Here is a 20829-nt window from a genome sequence, read left to right on the forward strand (position 1 = left end):
AAAATAACGTTATTTTTTTGTTTGCTATACTTATTTAATACCTTTGCATATAACGCATACAACCTAGAAATGATATGGAAATAACCATAAAAGGAGATAGAGAATTTGATGATGTTCCCTCAATAAAGTCGAAAGCACTTCGCATAAATTTAAATAAGAATATTTACGGGACTTTTGCCGAAATTGGTGCTGGACAAGAAACCTGCAGGCAGTTTTTCAGAGCTGGTGGTGCTTCCGGAACCATTGCCAAGGCCATGTCGGCTTACGACAAAGATTTTAGTGATGCCATTTACGGTGCTGAAGACGACGGCAGATATGTAACACAATCCCGTTTACGCAAAATGCTTACTCATGAGATGAATCTTATGGAAAAGCGTATTACGCGTGACAAACACCCGGATAAGATTTTCTTTTGTTATGCAAACACGGTTGCCACAATAGATTTTGCAAAACAGTTTAAAGGCCATGGTTGGGTAGGGATTAAATATCAGGTTGAAGCAGACCAGGACTATAATGAAATTATCCTTCACTTAAGGTTTAAAGAAACCGATGCAAGATTGCAACAGGAAACGCTTGGTACCCTGGGAACCAATCTGATTTATGGTGCTTTTTATAAATATAATGAGCCTAAAAAATTACTAAGGTATTTATATGACCACTTAGATAAAGATCAGCTGGAAATTGATACCATTAACTTCTCCGGTCCTGTATTTAAAAATGTGGATAATCGTTTAATGAGTTTACAACTTGTTAAAAATGAAATGACCGATGCCGTAGTTTTTGGTCCGGACGGCACCAACGTATTACCGGCCAGAGTGTTCTATAAGAAAAATATTTTAGCACTTCGTGGTAGCTTCAGACCTGTTACCAAGGTAAATATGGCCATGTACGAAAAGTCTTATGAAATGTTTACAAACGAAAGGAAGGTTGACTCTAACAACACCATGGTGGTGTTTGAAATTACGCTTTCTAATTTACGTGCCGAAGGTGAGATTGACGAACAGGATTTTATTGATAGAGCTGATTTATTGTGCGCTCTGGGGCATTCGGTAATGATCTCCAATTTCCAGGAATATTACAAAGTTGTTGAATACTTCTCTAATTATACCAAGGCCAGAATGGGATTAGCCATGGGCGTTAGTAACCTGGTTGATATTTTTGACGAGAAATATTACAGACACATCAGTGGTGGTATTTTAGAAGCCTTTGGTAAGCTTTTCTTTAAAGATTTAAAAGTATATCTGTACCCAATGCTCGATCCGGAAACAGGAGAGCTTATCAATAGTGAAAATTTAAAGGTGTATCCCCGTATGAAAGAGCTTTACAAGTTCTTCAAATACAATGGTAAAGTGGTTGATATAAAAGATTATGATGAAAGCATCATGAATATTTTCTCAAGAAAAGCGCTGGATATGATTGATAATGGAGAACCCGGTTGGGAAAATATGCTGCCTGAAGGAACAGCCGATCTAATAAAAGACTATCGTTTATTCGGTTATACCAGAAAACCATTAAAACCCTTGACAATAAAGCGTAGAGCAGCTGCCAAATAATAAAAAAAAGCCTATTTAAAGGCTTTTTTTTATTCCAATATTTGTTTAGCGTGTTCTTTGGCCTTTACTTTATCAATAACCTTTTCAATAATACCTGCTTCATTAATAACAAAGGTTATTCTGTGAATACCGTCAAAAGTACGTCCCATAAACTTTTTTGGCCCCCAAACCTCAAAGGCTTCGATCATAGTTCTGTCAACATCAGCGATTAACGGATATGGAAACCCAAATTTATTTTTAAAATTTGATTGTTTTCTTTGCGTATCGGCACTAACGCCTAATATCTCGTATCCGGCGTCTTTTAAAACTTTATAATTATCACTTAAATTGCAAGCCTCAACGGTACAAGTTGGTGTATTTGCCTTTGGATAAAAGAACACTACCAGTTTTTTTCCTTTAAAATCTGATAGTTTCACGGTATTTCCCTGTTCGTCTAGAACTTCAAAATTCGGAGCCTGATCCCCTGCTTTTAATGTGGTCATATTTTATAACTTTGTTTCTGCAAAAATACAATCCTATGACCAAACAAGAAAGCGTAAACTTTGTTATTAATACACTTTATAAGCTTTATCCCGAAATACCAATTCCGTTAGATCATAAAGACCCGTATACTTTACTGATAGCAGTATTGATGTCGGCTCAAAGTACGGATGTCAGAGTCAATCAAATAACACCCTTATTATTTGAGAAAGCTGATAATCCGTATGATATGGTGAAGTTAACCGTTGAAGAGATCAGAGATATTATAAAGCCGGTTGGGTTGTCGCCAATGAAAAGCAAAGGCATTCACGGCTTATCTAAAATTCTTATCGAAAAGCATGATGGCAAAGTACCACAAAGTTTTGAAGCTTTGGAAGCCCTACCGGCTGTAGGGCATAAAACAGCCAGTGTAGTTATGTCCCAGGCTTTTGGGGTACCGGCATTTCCTGTAGATACGCATATTCATAGATTAATGTACAGATGGAATTTAAGTAACGGTAAAAATGTGGCTCAAACCGAAAAAGATGCCAAACGATTATTTCCAAAGGAATTATGGAACGATTTACACTTACAAATTATTTGGTATGGTAGACAATACTCACCCGCACGAGGCTGGGATTTAGAAAAAGATATTATAACTAAAACTATTGGAAGAAAATCAGTTATACAGCAGTATTATAAAACAAAAAAGCCCTGAAAATCAGGGCCTTTAACAAGTTTAATTCAGAAGCGTTTCAAACTTCAATTTATTACAATTTATAACACTTAAAGCCTTAGAGTAATCTAGAAGAAACTTAACCGTTTCTTCTTTCGGTTCCAATTCGTTTTTAGTAAAATTTTTCTCAGTGTAAAGTTTTGCCATTTTTATAATTTAAGGGTTTATCTTAAATCAATAACGTAGCAAAATTTACTTTATTGTATCAATTGGTTAAAACAATGTTATGTTTATCTATAATCTTACGTAAATTAATGAGTGCATAGCGCATTCTACCCAGTGCCGTATTAATGCTAACACCTGTCCTTTCCGATATTTCCTTAAAGCTCATATCGTTATACATACGCATTAACAATACTTCTTTTTGATCATTTGGCAACTCATCTACAAGACGTCTTACATCATTTTCAACCTGTTCCTTAATGATTGTTTTTTCTGCATTTAAGGATGAATCGCTTAAAACGGAAAAAATGCTGAATTCTCCCGTATTATCAAACTTGGGCATGCGGTTATTTTTCCTGAAGAAATCAATAACCAAATTGTGTGCAATACGCATGACCCAGGGCAAAAACTTACCTTCTTCGTTATAAGAACCTGCTTTTAACGTTCTGATAACTTTTATAAACGTATCCTGAAAAATATCTTCCGCAATGTCTTTATCGTAGACTTTGGAATAAATAAAACTGTAGATTTTTTGTTTGTGCCTGTAAATAAGTGTTTCTAAAGCACATTCGTCTCCTTTAATGTAATTGCTAACAAGTGTAGCATCTGAAATAAGTTCGTATTGCATAATCATTACTTTTAATGCAAGAAGGGAGGGCTTCTTTGCTTGGGGTTAAAATGTTTAAAAGTAATGCTCTGCTATAGGCGAAAGTTGATTTATGTTAATTGATTGATATTTCAAATATAACAACAATCATTCCTAAAAAACAAAATTTAGGAGTTTTTTTTCACATTTTTATACAGTTCATCGATACTTTCTAAGTTCAAATACTTATAGTATCTTTGCAAGATTATTGCCTTTAAAAGCCTATGAACACTAATATTTCAGAAGTAAACCCTAAAGAAAACATCATTATAAAAGGTGCTAAATTGCATAATTTAAAAAATATTGATGTTGTTATACCAAGGAACGAATTAGTGGTTATCACCGGTTTATCAGGCTCCGGAAAGTCAAGTTTGGCTTTTGATACTCTTTATGCCGAAGGCCAAAGGCGCTATGTTGAAAGCTTATCCAGTTATGCACGTCAGTTTTTAGGCAGGCTTAACAAACCAAAGGTAGATTACATTAAAGGTATTGCACCGGCCATTGCCATTGAGCAAAAGGTGAATTCAACCAATCCGCGTTCTACGGTTGGAACAACTACTGAAATCTATGATTACCTAAAATTACTTTTTGCAAGAATTGGCAGAACCTACTCTCCGGTTTCGGGCAACGAAGTAAAAAAGGACACTGTTACTGATGTCCTGAACTATATAAAATCCTTTGACGAAGGTGAAAAGCTATTGCTCCTGGCTCCTATTCATTTAGAAGAAGGGCGTGCTATTGAAGATAAACTTAAAGCCTTGCAGCAGCAAGGATATGCCAGAATAAAGGTAAATGAAAGTGTGTTGAGAATTGATGACGCTAAAGTTTCAGACGAGACGCATATTCAATTAGTTGTTGACAGGGTTATCACAAAGTATGAGGAAGACTTTTATAATCGGTTAGCCGATGCCATACAAACTGCCTTTTTTGAAGGTAAAGGCGAATGTGCCATAGAGACCTTAAAAGATAGCAAACAGCGCGTTTTTAGTAATAGATTTGAGCTGGATGGCATCACTTTTTTAGAACCTAATGTGCACCTTTTTAGTTTTAACAATCCATATGGTGCCTGTCCTAAATGTGAAGGTTATGGCGATATTATCGGTATTGATGAAGATTTGGTAATTCCTAATACGGGGCTATCAGTTTACGAAAATGCTATTTTTCCCTGGCGCGGTGAAAGCATGAGTTGGTATAAAGATCAATTGGTAAATAATTCCCATAAATTTAATTTCCCTGTTCACAAGCCTTATTTTGAATTAAGTGAAGCACAAAAGCAGCTTATTTGGACCGGAAATAGCTATTTTGAAGGCTTGAATTCCTTTTTCGCTGAGTTAGAATCCAAAGCCTATAAAATTCAAAACCGCGTCATGTTATCGCGTTATCGGGGAAAAACCAAATGTAAAACCTGTAATGGTAAACGCTTGAGAATTGAAGCTAACTACGTTAAAGTTGGAGGAACCACTATTACAGATTTGGTTGAAATGCCTCTTAGCAAATTGTCTAACTTCTTTAAACAACTGGAATTAAATGATTACGACACTCAAATTGCTTCCAGGCTGTTAAAAGAAATCAATAGTCGTCTATCATTTTTGTCCAATGTCGGATTAGACTATTTAACTTTGAACAGAAGATCTAACACGTTGTCAGGTGGTGAAAGCCAAAGAATCAATTTAGCTACATCCCTGGGAAGCAGTTTAGTGGGATCCATGTATATTCTTGATGAGCCCAGTATTGGCCTACACCCCAAAGATACGGAGCGCCTTGTGTCTGTTTTAAAATCGTTAAGGGATTTAGGTAACACAGTAATTGTTGTTGAGCATGATGAGGATATCATGAAAGCTGCCGATAATATTATTGATATTGGGCCGGAAGCAGGAACTTTTGGAGGAAACGTTGTTGCAGAAGGTACTTATAAGGACATTCTGAAATCAAAATCTTTAACAGCTCAGTATTTAAATGAAACGCTAAAAATTGAAGTTCCTGAAACCAGGAGAACTTCAAAATATCATGTTGATATTGTCGGAGCCAGAGAAAACAACCTTAAAAATATAGATGTTACATTTCCTCTGGGTATGCTAACGGTTGTTACCGGCGTTTCCGGAAGCGGTAAAAGTACATTGGTAAAAAAAATTCTATACCCGGCTTTGCAAAAAAGGCTAACCGATTTTAGTGACAGGCCGGGGCAATTTACTGCCTTGGAAGGCAATTTTAGTAATATTAAAGCTATTGAATTTGTAGACCAGAATCCTATTGGGCGCTCATCACGTTCAAATCCGGTCACCTATATCAAAGCTTATGATGATATTCGCGCTTTGTTTTCCAATCAAAAACTTAGCAAAATAAGAAATTATCAGGCTAAACATTTTTCATTTAATGTAGATGGCGGACGATGTGAAACCTGTAAAGGCGAAGGCGAAGTTACCATAGAAATGCAGTTTATGGCAGATGTTCATTTGGAATGTGAAACCTGCAAGGGCAAACGTTTTAAAAAAGAAGTTTTAGAAGTAACATTCGCCAATAAAAATATCGACGACATTTTAAACTTTACTATAGATGATGCCATTTCATTTTTTGAAAAGGAAAATCAGGCCAAAATAAAGAACAAGCTGCAACCTTTGCAAAATGTTGGATTAGGGTATGTAACCTTAGGACAAAGCTCTTCGACCCTTTCAGGCGGTGAGGCACAACGCATTAAATTGGCATCATTTTTAGGCAAAGGAAACAACAAAGACAAAGCGCTTTTTATTTTTGATGAGCCTACAACCGGTTTACATTTCCATGACATTCAAAAACTATTAAAATCGTTTAATGCATTAATTGATAATGGGCACTCCATCATTGTAGTTGAACATAATATTGAACTTATCAAATGTGCCGACCATATAATTGACCTGGGGCCGGAAGGTGGCGAAAATGGTGGAAATTTAGTGGCATCCGGGACACCTGAAGAAATAATAACAATAAAAGCTTCTGAAACCGGAAAGTATCTGAAAGATAAACTCTAATAGAACAAAAACCCAACAATAAATAAAATTCCGAGGGCAATTGGGATGACAAATGTGAGATATAAAAATGAAATTATATTGGTTTTTATAAAGCTTAATAACCACCCGTTGCCATAAAATCGTTTGATAGCTATAAACAGGTAAAAGAAGGTTGAGACAACAACCAAAAAGTCTACCCACCAGGGAATATTTATGAAATAGTTTACTACAAGAATTAAGCTAAACACTGTAAACAAAAAAGCAAAAAAGTAAAAGCTAAATACCAAATGGTGTGCGTAAGTGCCTTTTTTGTAGAAGAATAATTTCAATATTAAAGCAAAGATTGGCAATAAAATAAATAAGGAAATGGGGATGGTATCATACACTGCCTGGATTATTTGCCCCCCGTTTCGTTGTTTATGAAATTTTAAAGTTTGGGTGTAAAACTTTCGGGTTAAATAACCCGCATCATCATCCATTCCCATAGCCTTAAAAATTTCTTTTTCAGGAGCATCTATAGCTATTAATGAATCCACCCTTTTAGTATCATAACCAAAATCTAATTGTGTGTTTGGGCCGTCGTCTGCTTTTGTCTTTATTAAAGAATCTATGGTTTTTACTTGTTCCGTGTCCAGCCCCTTAATACCCTTGTCTGCTAAAGGCATTAAAATACTATCTATTTTAACAGAGTCCAATACTTTTACTGCTTCGGTCTTTAAACTATCAGGAACAAAGGGCTTAATTCTGGCATTTTTAAAAGCTTTATCAATATTCTGAACGTTTTCTCTAACCACCAGTGCGGTCATTAAAAAGAAAAATACCACCGATATAAATAAGTACAATTGAGCCGGATGTAAATAGAGGAGCCTTTTACCTTCTATAAACTTTTTGGCCAAATAACCCGGCCTGAACATTAATGGCAGGAAGCTCTTAAAAAAACGGGCATCAAAAGAAAAATAGTTGCTAATGGTATTATAAAATAAAACACCAACAGTCAGATCGTCTTTAGCTTGTTGCCCGCAATGAGGGCAAAACTTAAAACCCTGATCAAATTCGTGTTCGCAATTTTTGCAAACATTAGATACCATTCAAACTAATATTTTAATTAAAACCTGTTAATAACCTCCCCATCAACAACCATATGACATGTACAATTATTTTTACTTCTATAATAACCTCTGCAATGAAGACTATGTTTTATTATCTCTTTAGGTTTCGTAAAAATAATATCGCTTAAAAGAGCTCCGAAATTATTAACACTAATAGAAGTGTCAACAGATTTAACATAATGCCACCACTTCTTGGGTATAAACAAAACGTCACCAGGTTTCAATACAACACTTAAAAATTCTACATCTTTGAAATTTGGGTAAGACTCCTCGTTAAAATTATTTACATCCACTTCACTGGAAACTGCTCCAAGATCATACTTCTTACTGATATACATCTTCTTATTGTGTTTTGGCGAGACAAGAACTACTAACTTCTCTCCCATAACCTGTGCCAATAAATTATTCAAAGTATCATAATGAAACCCTGTAACCGTATCTTTAGGGCCTACCCATGCATAAATATCATTTACCTTAGTGTATTTTGTAAATATCGAAAAATCTACATCCTCTTTTAAATGGGGAAAAAGACGAAATATCTCAAATAATGTTAAGTACGCCGGGGGTTTTCCATTGTCATGTCTATTTTGTTTTACACTTTCAATAAACGCTTTCAACTTTTGGTGAGTAAAACTAGTATCACTTTGATTATTAGAACCAATTTCTAAAATAACATCGTCTTTGACTTCCAGTTCGGAAAGAAAGTCTAAGTTCCACTTTTTTGTAGCATTCCAATTATTTGCATATCCCTTTAAGAGTACAGGCTTTTTCTTATTCAAATAAGACTTTTTAAAAATACCTGAATCAAAATCAGTTGTTTCCGAAATTGGTTGACTTTTTGATAAAATATGCTCTAAGACATCCATAAAATGATGATTACAATAGTCCTTAAAATTAAGCACATTTTTATTCAATAACAAATACTGCTTGTTCAAAATTTATGGCCTTATTTACTCATAATTTTCAATAAAAACATAATTAAATATTTTTTTTTGGCACGCAAGTTGAAAACGAAACTACATAGCGTATGCCGAAAAGCTAAAGAGTAGGCACAACCCAAAATCCTATGACTATGAAAAAATTAGTACTATTACTTGCAAGTTTGTTAATGGGTTTAACAACTGTAACAGCCTCAGAATTCCATCACGGTAAAAAGAGAAAACATTTAAATAAAACGAAACACTATCGTTATGTACAGCCTATTGTGTTTATAGAACGTGGTGTAGAGTTTTTGATTTTCCCGGATGGAAGCTTTGACTTTAATACCAATATTAATGATAATTATTACAGGTATAATAATTATAACCGAAGAAACAATGTTAATGTCACCTTTGGAGCACCCAACAGGTATTTCAGATATAATAACTACGGGAACAGAGGCATGTCTATCTCCCATGACAGGGATGGCAGAGTAAGACGTATTGGAAATGTGTATTTGAATTATGACAGGTATGGAAAAATTAAACGTGCCGGAACCGTTTATATGAACTACAACCGTGGCAACGGACGTTTAAATCAGGTAGGTGGTTTATCTGTAGATTATAATCGTTGGGGAGAAATTGTCAGAACCCATGGGCGCGTAAACAGGTTTAATGATTATCAAGGAATTTATTCCAGGGATATGGACCATCCTTTTAAGAAGCATAAACACCGTTATGATGATGACTGTGATGAAGATGATGATTGGTATGACGATGATGATATCTATTATAATGATGACCAGTACTACTATTACAAGCAAAATGGAAAGGTGAAAAAACACCTAAAGAGAAAGTAGGTTGAATATAAGAAAAGGGCACCAAAATGGTGCCCTTTTCAAACTAATTAAATATAATGGTTTACTTTACAAACTTTAAAGTACCATAGGCTGTTGATAGTATATATAACCCGGATTTTAAGGTTTCAACACTAATTTCATCAGTAATGTCTCCTTCCAAAACCTCTTGTCCCATTAAGTTATATATTGAAAAACCGCCATCAAGTCTATCTTTTATAACAACAGCATCTCTTTCTGTACTGTAAAAAGAATTTAATTTACTTTTATTGAAGTCTTTTGTTGATAATAAAGCATCAACTTCTGCTTGACTACGAATATAAACTAACGTAGGATCACTAGCTCCTGTACCGCCATATATAGTAGATCCCCCATCTGGTGTATAAGCTAAATATGTCAAAATTCTGTATGTTAAATTTGCATCGGCCGAGTTTAAAATAATGTCATTTGGGATTGTTATACTAGCTGTAGTGATGCCTCCAGAACCAGCGCCAGGGTATTTATAAGTTGTATTAGCTACGGTCTCATTTGCCCAAGTTCCATTTAGAACATCAACATTAGCTACTGCTTCGTCTTGTAGTCCAGCTAAAATAAAATTAAAGGCATCATCAACTGCGTTTGTAGATCCCATAGTATAAGTCATTTCAATAGAAATAACATCTCCTGGTTTGAAAGTCACAGCTTCTTCTCCATTAATCTGATAGTTTGATTTATTAGACCAGCTAAAAGTTGGATCGACCCTTTGTGAAAAAGCACTAGTCGCCAATAAAGTTAGAATTAAAGTAAAAGTAATTTTTTTCATAATGCCATAATTTTGGTTAATAGTTTGCAACAAATTTAAATAGCACTTCTAATCTTTGCATTAAATTTAACTTGACAAGAACTTGACAAAACATAAAAACCCATAAAAAAAGGACACTTTAACAAGTGTCCTTTTCAATATTATTACAATAATGCCTTACTTAACGAACTTTAAAGTGCCATACTCGGTTGATAAAATATATAAACCGGATTTTAAAGTTTCTACACTAATTTCATTTGCTATGTCTCCTTCTAAAACTTCTTGTCCCATTAAATTGTATATGGAAAAACCACCATTAATTTGATCTTTTATTACAATTGCATCAATATCTGCATTATAAAAAGAATTTAAGCTTTTGGTATTAAATTCTGTAGTAGACAAAACAGAGGCATTGCTTTGTTTAATATCATCGATCCACTGTGTTGCGTTATTATTCTGTTGTGTTCCGTAATCCTGCCAAAGATCTAACCTGTTTTGAGTAGCAGTAATACCTGTGCCATCTTCATCTACATCAGGCGTTGAATCCAAATCAAATTCTAATGTGATCCAGGTATTAGCCGGCACTGCATTGTAAGAGGCCACCCAAACCGTCTTGGAACCTCCACTAGTTCTAAATTGTATTGCAAACTGACCAGTAGCTTCTCCCGGCAATAACTTCAAACTAATATAACGACCATCCGCTCTGCTCATACTTCCTTTTGAAATAAACGGATAATGAAAACTTGCACTTGAGCCATTCTCAACAACCTTCATAGCCCTTGAGCTTGAATTCCCGGTAGTACCACCCGGGATTGCCTCTACTGTAGTAGTCACTGTTTCAGAACCACTATCCTGATCTGCAAAATTTGTGTATTCAGTAACCCCTGTCCAGTCGGCTCCCGGTTCAGTGCTTTCCACTAATACTGCCATTCCCTCTTCAAACGTTATATCTATTTGGGCAAAGGAAAAAGAAACTGCGAAAAACGCAATAAAAAGTAAAGTAATTTTTTTCATAATAGTAATATATTTAATTAGTTATACAACAAAATTAAGTGGCACCTACGCTTTACCAATTGTTCATTTGACCTAAACAGCAGAACAAATGTTCGATAGTGACACTTGTTTTAAATAAAAAAACACTATAACGGGGTTTGTGAAAAATTGTACAAAACAAAATGCTATAAAAAACAGCTCAAAGTTTATACCTCTTCATAATTACACTACAACACTCTCATTTACAGTAACATAAAAACACTTCTGAATATTCTTTCTTTTTTTGGCACGCTGTTTGGTAATATCAAAATGTATTCACATTTAAACTTTGCAATTATGAAAAAATTAATATTTATACTGGCAGGAATAATCCTTGGAGGATTTACTGTTAACGCGTCAACCACCAATTCAAATAGCTTAGTGGCTTCCACTTATATTGGAGGTTATGGCAATTCTTTCATATTTGTAGAAAATGGTATTGAATTTTCTGTCTTTCCTGATGGTCAATTCGATTTTAACATTGTACGTGGTAATTCCCGTTTTAATGCATCATTTAACTCGCCTCATGTAAGTATCAGCTTTAATTCAGGATATAACTACAATGCTTATGTTCAGTATGATGAATACGGTGCTATCATTCAAATTGAAAACACCCCTATTTATTATGATTACTATGGACGCATTATTCAGGCTGGAAACGTGAATATTCATTATAACAACTTTGGTTATGTAACCCGAGTGGGTGGATTGTACATACACTATAACAGATACAACAGATTCTCCCACTGTACCGGTTTTATAAACGTTTATAACAGACATTATATTTACAGGCCATGGCACAGGTATTATGTTATTCCTTCCGTTAACTATTGCGTGGTTTATAACAGACCATACAGAAGATATTATAATCCGGTTCGTTACGTTTATTCAAGACCGTTTTACAATAACTACAGACCCGTTACTTCGGTTTACAGCAGACGTGGCAATACCATTGTTAGAAACAGGAATTATGCCACTGTGAACAGGAGCTCGAGGAATGTCACAAGAGTTAACAGAAATGCCACTTCAAGAAGAGATTTTGCAAAAGGCGGTTCTTCAAGATATACAAACTCTAAAAGGAACACTGTTGCCAATAGAAGTTCAAGAAATAGTAACTCGGAATCTTTTAGAAGAAGTACGTCAGGAAGAAATAATAACAATAAGGTAAACAGGTCTAATAACAGAGTGAATTCTCATATGAACAATACTAAAAGAACCAGAGAAAGCGTTAATAGAAAAACCAGACCGTCAACAAGCACAAACAGGTCCAAAACTATAACAAGAGAAAGAAGTTATTCCACTGTAAGAAAACCGGAAAGTTCAAAATCTCGTAATTATAGTAGTAGCAATTCTAGAAGAACACCTCAGGTTGCTAACAGATCTTCAAGATCTTCACAAAAAGTGACTTCTAGACCAAGCGTACAAAGGAAATCTAGTACACCGCAAAGATCAACGGTGTCCAGATCATCAAAAAGTTACAAATCTAGAGCTTCTCAAAACAGAAGTTCCTCTAGTAAAAATACAAGATCTACTCAGTCACGAAGAAGGTCTTAACCGTTTTGGTTGGTTAGTTGGAAAGCCCTGCGACATGTTTGCCTCAAAGCAAAATCGTGGGGTTTTCTCTTTTATCTAATTCTTTTTACTACTTTCTGAATGGCCTCTGTAATATCATTTGACAAATTAAACCTGAAAACAATAAAGAGGTAAAGAACACTAATTAATACCGACTTTAAAGCTATACTCATAACAGGATGAAAAGAGAAGTCCCAAAAATAGAAAAGCAAGGCTCCTATTAAAATTAAACCACCCGTTTTTAAGGTATTAACTGTAAAAGGAAGTATTTTAAAATATTTATATACAAAATATAGCTTACCTGTATTATAAAAGAAAATTGCTAAAAAAGTTGCCAGGGCTGCTCCGTTAATACCAAACAACGGAATAAATATCATATTCAAAACTATCATCAAAACAACCAGTATTATCCCAAGAATTAATACCACCCTGTAATAATCGCTATTAAATAAAATCGCATTGTTACTGCCTAAAAGGGAATCGTAAAGTTTTGCTACGCTAATCAACAAAACCACATAGAGGCCAACGCTAAATTCATCTGCGATGAGAAGATATAATTGATTGATATTCAATATAATTAGTAAAAATATTAATCCACTAACAACAAACAGGTTAAGAGAACTCTTTTTATACAGGTCTTCCAGCGCATCAAAATCTTTTTCATTTAAAAATTTAGCCGATAGCGGTAACAGAATTTGATGCATAGATCGTTGGGGAACTATAATAACCGTAGCAATGAAAATAGCAACATTATAATACGCAATTTGCTCAATTGGAATATATTTTCCCAACATCACCTTGTCAACATCTAATAAAATAGTTGCTACAGAACCTGCAATAACTATTAAAGCCGAATACTTTAAAATACGTTTAAAGTTGCTTAGTCGTTTAAATGTGATAACTGGTAGCTTAATGCTAAAAGCAAATATTTTTATGATAAACGTTCTAACAAGGTAAACGCCTACTAAACCTATCATAAACTGCTCTACATCTATAACACTGAAATGAAGCAAAAACAGTAAAACCATAGTCCCAGCTCTATGGAAAACTTCTTTCATAAAGTTTCCAAAAACTGTTTTCAAATGTACTTTGGCCCAGGCAAAAAACACTTCAAAATAGGCTAATGCAATGGCTGTAACAATGGTATGCCATATATAATCTTTTATTATGGCATTCTCTGTTGAAAGAAATCCTCCTATGCTCTCATAGCATATATAACCAATGAAACTTAAAGGAATAACAATGGCCAGGGGTAGTAACACCATAAGTGTTAAAAAACTATTTAAAGATACCCGGGTTTTAAATGACGAATAAAACTTAACCAAAGTATTGTTCACCCCAAAGGCCATCAAAGGCATCATAACATAAGCTGCTGATAGCATAAAGCCTACCATACCGTAATACGCATCACTAAGGAATTCGGTATAAAGAAATAGCGTATTAATAGCACCAATTAAAAATCCCAGGTAGGTGGAGATCATATTTTTAAAAGATTGTGACGCTACAATGCCCATTATATTAGTTTAGATAATGTTTCTGTTAGTTTTTTTCTACTATACTTCTGTAAACCTATTGGAAATGACTCAAGTGAATTGGCTTTATAAGCCTTATAATGATCCATTATTGTAGTTTTTAATGAATCGTAATCGCTGTAGTAAAAGTAGTTACCCGTATTGGTCTCTTTAATGAGTTTTTCAACATCAGAACCTTTCGGACCCATAGCCATTATGGGTCTGTTTGAAACCATATATTCAAAAAGTTTCCCGGGAATGATGCTTCTTGTGTCTTCCGAATCTATTTCTATCAACAATAACACCTGTGATTTTCTTTGAAACTTAACTGCTTCTTTATGTGATATATAGCCTATATCATTTACAAAACTACTTAAATTATAGTTTTCCAAAGATTGCATCACTTCACCACTTACCGCACCAACAAAATTCAATTGAAAGTTGCTTGAAAAACCCGGTACTTCATTAACTAAATCACTTAAAACGCTCCATAAGATCTCAGGGTTTCTTTTTGATAATAAAGACCCTATATGTGCCAGTGAAAACTTAGCATCTAAATCGACTGCTTCTACGGGTTCATAATCATAACCATTAGTGATCACCTCAATTGGTTTCGGGGTCATTTCCGAAAATACATCTTTAGTAACAAAACTCGTAACAATGACCTGGTCGGCACTATTTAAAACGCTACGCTCTAAAAATGAATGTTTTTTTTGCGAACGCCTGGTTAATTTTAATTTTTTATGATACCCTATGGTAGTCCAGGGATCCCTAAAATCTGCAATCCACTTCACTCCCAACCTGTCTTTAAGTTGCATACCAATTAAATGCAAGCTATGTGGCGGCCCTGTGGTAATGATGGTTTCAATGGTCTCTTTTGAAATATAATCTGAAAGAAACTTAACCGACGGTGTTACCCAATTTTTCCTGGCATCAGGAATAAAAAAGTTTCCCCGAACATAAAGCATGATCTTTTCAATCAGGCTTTGATTTCTTTCTTCTGAAATAATGCCCTTACTAATGGTATTTGACTTTTTTTTTGAAAAAAACCTGGCTAGTTTATACGGTTCTTTTATAGGGAATTTTAAAATGGTTACACCATCAGGCACTTCATCAACTAAACTGTCGTCTCTTAAAGCATAATTGGGGTTTTCAGGTATAAAAACTACGGGATCAATATTAAATTCAGGCAGATACTTAACAAATTTTAGCCACCGCTGTACTCCCGGTCCTCCGGCAGGAGGCCAATAATAAGTTATTATGAGTGCCTTTTTACGCACTTTCTTTTTTGTTTTTCTTGAACTCGTAGAACAATCCTCCTAAAAGAAGTAAACCCAGTAGTACCGAACTTCCTAAAGCAATACTACTACCTGTTTTAACCACACCGGGGTCAAATTTAAACTCGATAGTGTGATTCCCCCTGGGAACCTCCATACCACGTAGTGTATAGTTCACGCGAATATGATCAATTTCTTCTCCGTCAATATAAGTCTTCCAGCCGTTGCCATAATAAATCTCTGAAAACACCACAAAACCATCATTTGAATTGTTAGACTCATATTTTAAATAGTTCGGCTTTACCTCCTTAAGCGTTATAGATGCCAAGGAATCTAATTGGTATTGGATCAACGATTCCGTAGGAGCACGTTTATAAAAGCTATCGGGTTTGTTAAAGGTATAGACAGCCTTATTCTTAGTATCTAAACTATCTAAAGCCAAAATCTCTTCATTTGCTGATTCCTTTCTCTCAAGCGTTTCAACAAACCAGGCATTGCCATTAGCTTCATCATTTACATACGGCACAACACCTGCTTCTGTATCAGCAATAATATATTTGGTGTTTAACATATTTAAGACGTTGATGTTATTCTTGGCAACATAAAAGTCAAACACTTCCCGGTATCGCTTTAATTCTGCAGCGTTATAACCATTTAATGAATTATGGTAGTACGATGCCTTAGTTCTGTTTTGTAAGCCTTCATTAGAAATATCAAACACTCTAAAATGCCCTTTATCCTTCAAAATCTCTTTATCTGCGGCATTACTTGTAAACGGTTTATTTACTTTTATAGAGGACACAAAATCATCGTTATTCACATAACGCCTGTTAACCCCAACCAAATCAAAAAGAATAAGTGCTCCAAAGGCTACAATGACCCATTTCTCTTTTAGTTTTTCTTTTAAAAACAACCATATGGTTCCGGCAGAAAGTAATACTAATACCAGTGTTCTTAACGTGTCATGTGTAAAAATGGTTTTTCTGTCTTCTTTTAAGGCGTTAACGAACTCCTGTCCGTAACTTTGGATATAGTAACCATCATTAGCCCCTGAAAAATTAAATAAAGACGATTTAAATAACAAGAAAACCAAAGCCAGTCCACCGGTAATCATAGTGGTGCTTTTCAAAGCTTTTAACTTCTCGTCTTTCTTTTCAAAATCATTTAATAATCTAACTAAACCGAAAATGGCCAAAACCGGAATGCACAACTCTAAAATAACCTGAATAGAACTAACCGCCCTGAACTTGTTATACAATGGTATGTAATCAATAAAGAAATCTGTTAAAAAACTTAAATTCTTTCCATAGGAGAGCAATAAAGACAGTATGGTACCCCCAACAAGCCACCATTTTAATCGTCCTTTTACCAAAAACAAGGCCAGTACAAACAAAAACAATACAACCGCCCCAATATAAGCCGGTGCTTCCACTATGGGCTGTTTTCCCCAATAGGTTGGTGCTTCTTCAGAACGAAATCTTTTATAGATTTCGGAGTTCTTTCCAACGTGCTCAAAATTCCCCCCCCCCATAAACCGTGGTATATACAGGTTAAAGGTCTCCGTCAAACCATAGCTGAATTGTGTAATATAATCCCTGTCTAATCCGGAAGTCACTTCCTTTGGCGAGCCGTCAGAATTAATGGTTAATTCGCTTTTACCCCTGGTGCTTTCCTTTACATATTCCTGAGTAGCTAAAACACCGGTAGCGTTGAGTCCGATGGACAATATCACCGCCAGGATTAAAATTCCAACCGATTTAAAATAATGCGGTAAAACCTGCTTTTTATAAGCATCGATTAGATATACCAAACCTAAAACAACAACCAGCAATAGCAAATAATAGGTCATTTGAAAGTGGTTCGATACAATTTCTAACCCCATAGCTACGGTTGTCAATAAAAATCCAGCAATATATTTTCGCTGAAATGTGAGTACAATACCGCTTAAAACAAGTGGCATGTAAGCAATAGCATGTGCTTTACTATTGTGTCCCACTCCAAGAATAATGATTAAATAGGTTGAAAACCCAAAGGCCAAAGCACCGATTGCAGCTAACCTATAATTCACCTTTAAAACTATAAGCAAAATATAAAAGCTCAATAAATACAGAAATAAATAGTCTGCAGGTCTTGGAAGGAACCGAAGTGTTAAATCCAACTTTTTAATATAGTTATGCGGATATATGGCTCCTAATTGATAGGTAGGCATCCCTCCAAAAGCACTGTTTGTCCAATAAGTTTCCTCACCGGTTTCTGCTCTAAAATCCTTTTGCTGCTTAGACATCCCGATATATTGCTTGATGTCGTTTTGGAAAATGGCTTTTCCTTGCAAAACCGGACTAAAATACGCTAATGAAATAACAACAAACCCAATTAAAACTAGTAAATGAGGCAGGAATTTTTTAAGTGAAAATTGCATGAAAGTGCTTTAAAAACGATGCTGGTGAAATTAATCAATTTCTTCGAAATCTACATAATCACCCACATCTTTATTTGAGGCCTTTTGTTCCGGTATTTTGTCTATGGTAACCTCGCCTTCTTTTTGCGGTTTCTGTTTTTGTTGCTGCTTTTGAAATTGCCCGAATTGACCGCCAAAACGCTGCTCTGCTTTCTTTATGACAAATCTGGCTAAAAAAGGAGATAACAAACGTGCCAGTATTTTTACTCCAAAGTAAATTAACAGAATGATGAGTATCATTCTCACTAAACCCGTTGCCGATGCAAATTGTAGCATAAAAAATATTTTTAACAAAAATACAATTCTACTTGCTTAAAAAGTGTTCAAAAATGATAAAAAAAGCATAAAATAGCTATATTTCTTCCATATGATTTAAATTTCATCTTACAATAAAAAATGTAAAATTTAGTTTCTCATAAGTACCTCGGCATTAGCCTATGATATTTTTCATTTGGTATTTGTAATTTATAAATAAAAAAAATTCATGTACTTTTGAGAACACGTTAATAAATAAATTATTACATGTGTCATGAAATTTTATGCTACCTATAACATAAAAACCCAATTATGAAGCCTATCAAATCTACTTTCGTTATTGCCTTTTGTTTAATCACAACCTACGCCTTTAGCCAGTATACAGATGTTATCAACTCCAACAGACCGGGAGCGTCCAGAAGTGCCTTCTCTGTGGGTAAAAATGTAGTACAACTTGAAGTGGGACCTTATTTTGTTAAAGAGAAACGTACACCGGCCACTACTTATGAAGTTTCTGGATTTGGTGCTGATTTTGCTGCCAGATATGGATTTTTGTACGAACAACTGGAAATCAATATTGAAGGAAATTATCAAAGTGACACGAAAACATACACGTACCATGAGGATGCCGAAGATGAGCGTGCTAATTTTAAACACCTTACTTTAGGTGTCAAATATCTGGTATTCGATCCTTATAAAGACGAAGAAGCTAATAAGCCAAACTTATACAGCTGGAAAGCAAACCATAGCTTTAAGTGGCGCCATTTAATTCCTGCAGTATCAGTTTATTTGGGAGGAAATTATGACACAAAGAACAACCCGTATACAGCTCCCGGCATTGAAGGTTTTAGCCCGAAAGTAATGGTAGCTACCCAAAACAATTTTGCAGGTGGTTGGGTATTTGTAATGAACTTAATTAAAGACAGGATTGGTACAGATCAATCAGATTTTCAATATATATTGACGCTTACACATTCATTCAATCCTAAATGGGTTATTTTTGGAGAAGTACAAGGCATTAAAAGTGATTTTTACGCCGATAACCTTTTTAGGGTTGGAGGCGCTCGATTATTAGGGAAAAATTTTCAGTTAGACGCAGCCTTAACGTTTAATACTAAAGACACACCCTCCGTTTTTAATGCCGGTATTGGCGCTTCCTACCGATTGGATTTTCATAAAGATCCACTGATGGATAATGGCACCAATGTGAATGATGAAGGAAAACGAAGAGATAGAAGAAACAACTCAAAAGTTAAAAGAAAGAAGAAAAAAGGCGATGATTCTGATGACAATAAAATAAGAAAACAAAAAAAGAAAGCGATAGATTTTGACGACAACTAACAACCAAAGGCGTTAACTGCATATGATTACTATTAAAGAAGTCAGCTCTAAAAAAGATTTAAAGACTTTTGTAAAATTTCCATTCAAACTGTACAAGGATTCCAAATTTTGGACTCCCCCCATTATTAATCAGGAATTAAAAACATTTGATAAAAACGAAAATCCAGTGTTTAAGGATGCCGAAGCCAGGTTATTTTTAGCATATAAAGACAATGGTGTTGTAGGAAGGGTGGCCGCCATTATTAACTGGCTTGAAGTAAAAGACCAGGACCAACAAAAAATGCGTTTTGGATGGTTTGATTTTATTGATGATTTAGAAGTCTCTCAAGCTTTGTTTAATAAGGTTGAAGATATTGGAAAAGCTCATAATCTGCAATATACAGAAGGTCCGGTAGGCTTTTCAAACCTGGACAAAGTGGGTGTTATGACCGAAGGTTTTGATTCTATAGCACCTATGATTACCTGGTACAATCACCCTTATTACGTGAAACATTATGAAGCGGCGGGTTACAAGGTAGAAAAAGCGTATTCCGAAAGTAAATTCCTATTTAGCAATGTAAACCCGGAGACCTTTACTAAAGCCCAGGCTCTAATAAAGAGACGCTATCAGCTTAAAGCTCTGACATTCACAAAAACCGAAGAGGTCATGCCCTATACGGATAAAATGTTCGACCTTTTTAATAAGTCATATGCTTCATTGGCTTCTTTTGTAGAGATCACAGATATTCAAAAAGCATATTTTAAAGAGAAGTTTATAAGCTTTGTAAACCCGGAATACATCAAATTTGTTGTTGATAAAGATGATGAACTTATTGGTTTTGCTATTGTTATGCCTGCCTTTGCCAGAGCTTTGCAAAAAGCTAATGGTAAACTGTTCCCGTTTGGGTTTTCACATATTTTAAAAGCTAAAAAGCACAGTAAAGATGTGATCTTTTATTTGATAGGTATTCATCCTGATTATCAAAATAAAGGTGTTCATGCTGTAATTTTTAACGAGTACTATAAGACTTTTACAGAGAAAGGCATCATAAATTGCTTTAGAACTCCGGAATTAGAAGATAACATTGCTATCCATCAAATTTGGAAGCATTTTAACCCGGTAGTATACAAACGTAGAAAAACCTATAGAAAGAGTTTAGTATAAAAAAGTCCGATTTATAATCGGACTTTTCGTTTACT

The 20829-nt window shown here is 34.9% G+C and carries 17 protein-coding genes; 7 read left to right on the forward strand and 10 right to left on the reverse strand.

From position 1 onward, the window contains the following. The first annotated feature begins 74 nt into the window (after positions 1–74). The gene (locus Q0983_RS14670) at positions 75–1553 is read left to right on the forward strand and encodes a TonB-dependent receptor (protein ID WP_299554864.1); all 1479 of its coding nucleotides are present in this window, start codon (positions 75–77) and stop codon (positions 1551–1553) included. Between the two features lie 29 nt (positions 1554–1582). On the opposite strand, the gene bcp is transcribed toward Q0983_RS14670, so the two are convergent. Continuing rightward, positions 1583–2035, reverse strand: a complete 453-nt coding sequence (gene bcp / locus Q0983_RS14675) for a thioredoxin-dependent thiol peroxidase (RefSeq protein WP_299554867.1) — start codon at positions 2033–2035, stop codon at positions 1583–1585. 35 nt (positions 2036–2070) lie between these two features. Here bcp and nth point away from each other — a divergent pair, with 35 nt between their 5' ends. Next, positions 2071–2730 (forward strand): endonuclease III, encoded by a 660-nt coding sequence (nth, locus tag Q0983_RS14680; protein ID WP_299554870.1) that lies wholly within the window; start codon positions 2071–2073, stop codon positions 2728–2730. A gap of 223 nt (positions 2731–2953) precedes the next feature. Here nth and Q0983_RS14685 read toward each other — a convergent pair whose 3' ends face one another. Continuing rightward, positions 2954–3538, reverse strand: a complete 585-nt coding sequence (locus Q0983_RS14685) for a sigma-70 family RNA polymerase sigma factor (protein ID WP_299554872.1) — start codon at positions 3536–3538, stop codon at positions 2954–2956. Between the two features lie 242 nt (positions 3539–3780). On the opposite strand from Q0983_RS14685, the gene uvrA reads away from it, so the two are divergent. After that, complete coding sequence (uvrA, locus tag Q0983_RS14690) at positions 3781–6561, forward strand: excinuclease ABC subunit UvrA (protein WP_299554875.1); 2781 nt, start codon at positions 3781–3783, stop codon at positions 6559–6561. Here uvrA and Q0983_RS14695 read toward each other — a convergent pair. Next, complete coding sequence (locus Q0983_RS14695) at positions 6558–7628, reverse strand: DUF3667 domain-containing protein (RefSeq protein WP_299554877.1); 1071 nt, start codon at positions 7626–7628, stop codon at positions 6558–6560. The genes uvrA and Q0983_RS14695 overlap by 4 nt on opposite strands. Before the next feature lie 17 nt (positions 7629–7645). Continuing rightward, positions 7646–8584 carry a cupin-like domain-containing protein gene (locus Q0983_RS14700; protein ID WP_299554880.1) on the reverse strand — a complete coding sequence of 313 codons (939 nt, stop codon included), beginning with the start codon at positions 8582–8584 and terminating at the stop codon, positions 7646–7648. A 137-nt stretch (positions 8585–8721) separates the two neighbouring features. Here Q0983_RS14700 and Q0983_RS14705 point away from each other — a divergent pair, with 137 nt between their 5' ends. Beyond that, complete coding sequence (locus tag Q0983_RS14705; protein ID WP_299554883.1) at positions 8722–9426, forward strand: hypothetical protein; 705 nt, start codon at positions 8722–8724, stop codon at positions 9424–9426. A 61-nt stretch (positions 9427–9487) separates the two neighbouring features. Here Q0983_RS14705 and Q0983_RS14710 read toward each other — a convergent pair whose 3' ends face one another. After that, entirely contained in the window at positions 9488–10225 is a 738-nt protein-coding gene (locus Q0983_RS14710; protein ID WP_299554887.1) for a hypothetical protein, read from the reverse strand. A 156-nt stretch (positions 10226–10381) separates the two neighbouring features. After that, positions 10382–11218 (reverse strand): T9SS type A sorting domain-containing protein, encoded by an 837-nt coding sequence (locus Q0983_RS14715; RefSeq protein ID WP_299554890.1) that lies wholly within the window; start codon positions 11216–11218, stop codon positions 10382–10384. Between the two features lie 315 nt (positions 11219–11533). Here Q0983_RS14715 and Q0983_RS14720 point away from each other — a divergent pair, with 315 nt between their 5' ends. Next, positions 11534–12790, forward strand: coding sequence for a hypothetical protein (locus Q0983_RS14720; RefSeq protein ID WP_299554893.1), 1257 nt, complete (start codon positions 11534–11536; stop codon positions 12788–12790). Between the two features lie 71 nt (positions 12791–12861). Here the strand turns inward: Q0983_RS14720 and Q0983_RS14725 are convergent, their stop codons facing one another. The 4 genes from Q0983_RS14725 to Q0983_RS14740 are packed head-to-tail and all read right to left on the reverse strand — an operon-like array spanning position 12862 to position 18330. Continuing rightward, the gene (locus Q0983_RS14725) at positions 12862–14322 is read right to left on the reverse strand and encodes a polysaccharide biosynthesis C-terminal domain-containing protein (protein ID WP_299554896.1); all 1461 of its coding nucleotides are present in this window, start codon (positions 14320–14322) and stop codon (positions 12862–12864) included. Beyond that, positions 14322–15599: a glycosyltransferase family 4 protein gene (locus Q0983_RS14730; protein WP_299554899.1), complete on the reverse strand. Its 1278-nt coding sequence runs from the start codon at positions 15597–15599 to the stop codon at positions 14322–14324. Before Q0983_RS14730 ends, Q0983_RS14725 begins: the two co-directional genes overlap by 1 nt. Then, positions 15592–18015 (reverse strand): YfhO family protein, encoded by a 2424-nt coding sequence (locus Q0983_RS14735; protein WP_299554901.1) that lies wholly within the window; start codon positions 18013–18015, stop codon positions 15592–15594. Before Q0983_RS14735 ends, Q0983_RS14730 begins: the two co-directional genes overlap by 8 nt. Before the next feature lie 30 nt (positions 18016–18045). Beyond that, a complete protein-coding gene (locus Q0983_RS14740; RefSeq protein WP_299554904.1) occupies positions 18046–18330 on the reverse strand; it encodes a DUF4834 family protein in 285 nt (94 codons plus the stop codon). 291 nt (positions 18331–18621) lie between these two features. Between Q0983_RS14740 and Q0983_RS14745 the strand changes: the two genes are divergently transcribed. Both Q0983_RS14745 and Q0983_RS14750 read left to right on the forward strand, forming a co-directional pair. After that, positions 18622–19650: a transporter gene (locus tag Q0983_RS14745; protein WP_299554907.1), complete on the forward strand. Its 1029-nt coding sequence runs from the start codon at positions 18622–18624 to the stop codon at positions 19648–19650. 22 nt (positions 19651–19672) lie between these two features. Then, positions 19673–20794 (forward strand): GTP cyclohydrolase, encoded by a 1122-nt coding sequence (locus Q0983_RS14750; RefSeq protein WP_299554910.1) that lies wholly within the window; start codon positions 19673–19675, stop codon positions 20792–20794. Positions 20795–20829: the final 35 nt, after the last annotated feature.

Source organism: Seonamhaeicola sp. (assembly GCF_028281565.1).
Classification (GTDB): Bacteria; Bacteroidota; Bacteroidia; order Flavobacteriales; family Flavobacteriaceae; genus Seonamhaeicola.

Coding starts and splice junctions, on each gene's coding strand:
- Q0983_RS14745 (WP_299554907.1), top strand. CDS start 18,622: ATGAAGCCTATCAAATCTACTTTCGTTATTGCCTTTTGTTTAATCACA.
- Q0983_RS14720 (WP_299554893.1), top strand. CDS start 11,534: ATGAAAAAATTAATATTTATACTGGCAGGAATAATCCTTGGAGGATTT.
- bcp (WP_299554867.1), bottom strand. CDS start 2,035: ATGACCACATTAAAAGCAGGGGATCAGGCTCCGAATTTTGAAGTTCTA.
- Q0983_RS14670 (WP_299554864.1), top strand. CDS start 75: ATGGAAATAACCATAAAAGGAGATAGAGAATTTGATGATGTTCCCTCA.
- Q0983_RS14685 (WP_299554872.1), bottom strand. CDS start 3,538: ATGCAATACGAACTTATTTCAGATGCTACACTTGTTAGCAATTACATT.
- Q0983_RS14725 (WP_299554896.1), bottom strand. CDS start 14,322: ATGGGCATTGTAGCGTCACAATCTTTTAAAAATATGATCTCCACCTAC.
- Q0983_RS14705 (WP_299554883.1), top strand. CDS start 8,722: ATGAAAAAATTAGTACTATTACTTGCAAGTTTGTTAATGGGTTTAACA.
- Q0983_RS14735 (WP_299554901.1), bottom strand. CDS start 18,015: ATGCAATTTTCACTTAAAAAATTCCTGCCTCATTTACTAGTTTTAATT.
- Q0983_RS14750 (WP_299554910.1), top strand. CDS start 19,673: ATGATTACTATTAAAGAAGTCAGCTCTAAAAAAGATTTAAAGACTTTT.
- Q0983_RS14715 (WP_299554890.1), bottom strand. CDS start 11,218: ATGAAAAAAATTACTTTACTTTTTATTGCGTTTTTCGCAGTTTCTTTT.
- Q0983_RS14740 (WP_299554904.1), bottom strand. CDS start 18,330: ATGCTACAATTTGCATCGGCAACGGGTTTAGTGAGAATGATACTCATC.
- Q0983_RS14710 (WP_299554887.1), bottom strand. CDS start 10,225: ATGAAAAAAATTACTTTTACTTTAATTCTAACTTTATTGGCGACTAGT.
- Q0983_RS14695 (WP_299554877.1), bottom strand. CDS start 7,628: ATGGTATCTAATGTTTGCAAAAATTGCGAACACGAATTTGATCAGGGT.
- nth (WP_299554870.1), top strand. CDS start 2,071: ATGACCAAACAAGAAAGCGTAAACTTTGTTATTAATACACTTTATAAG.
- uvrA (WP_299554875.1), top strand. CDS start 3,781: ATGAACACTAATATTTCAGAAGTAAACCCTAAAGAAAACATCATTATA.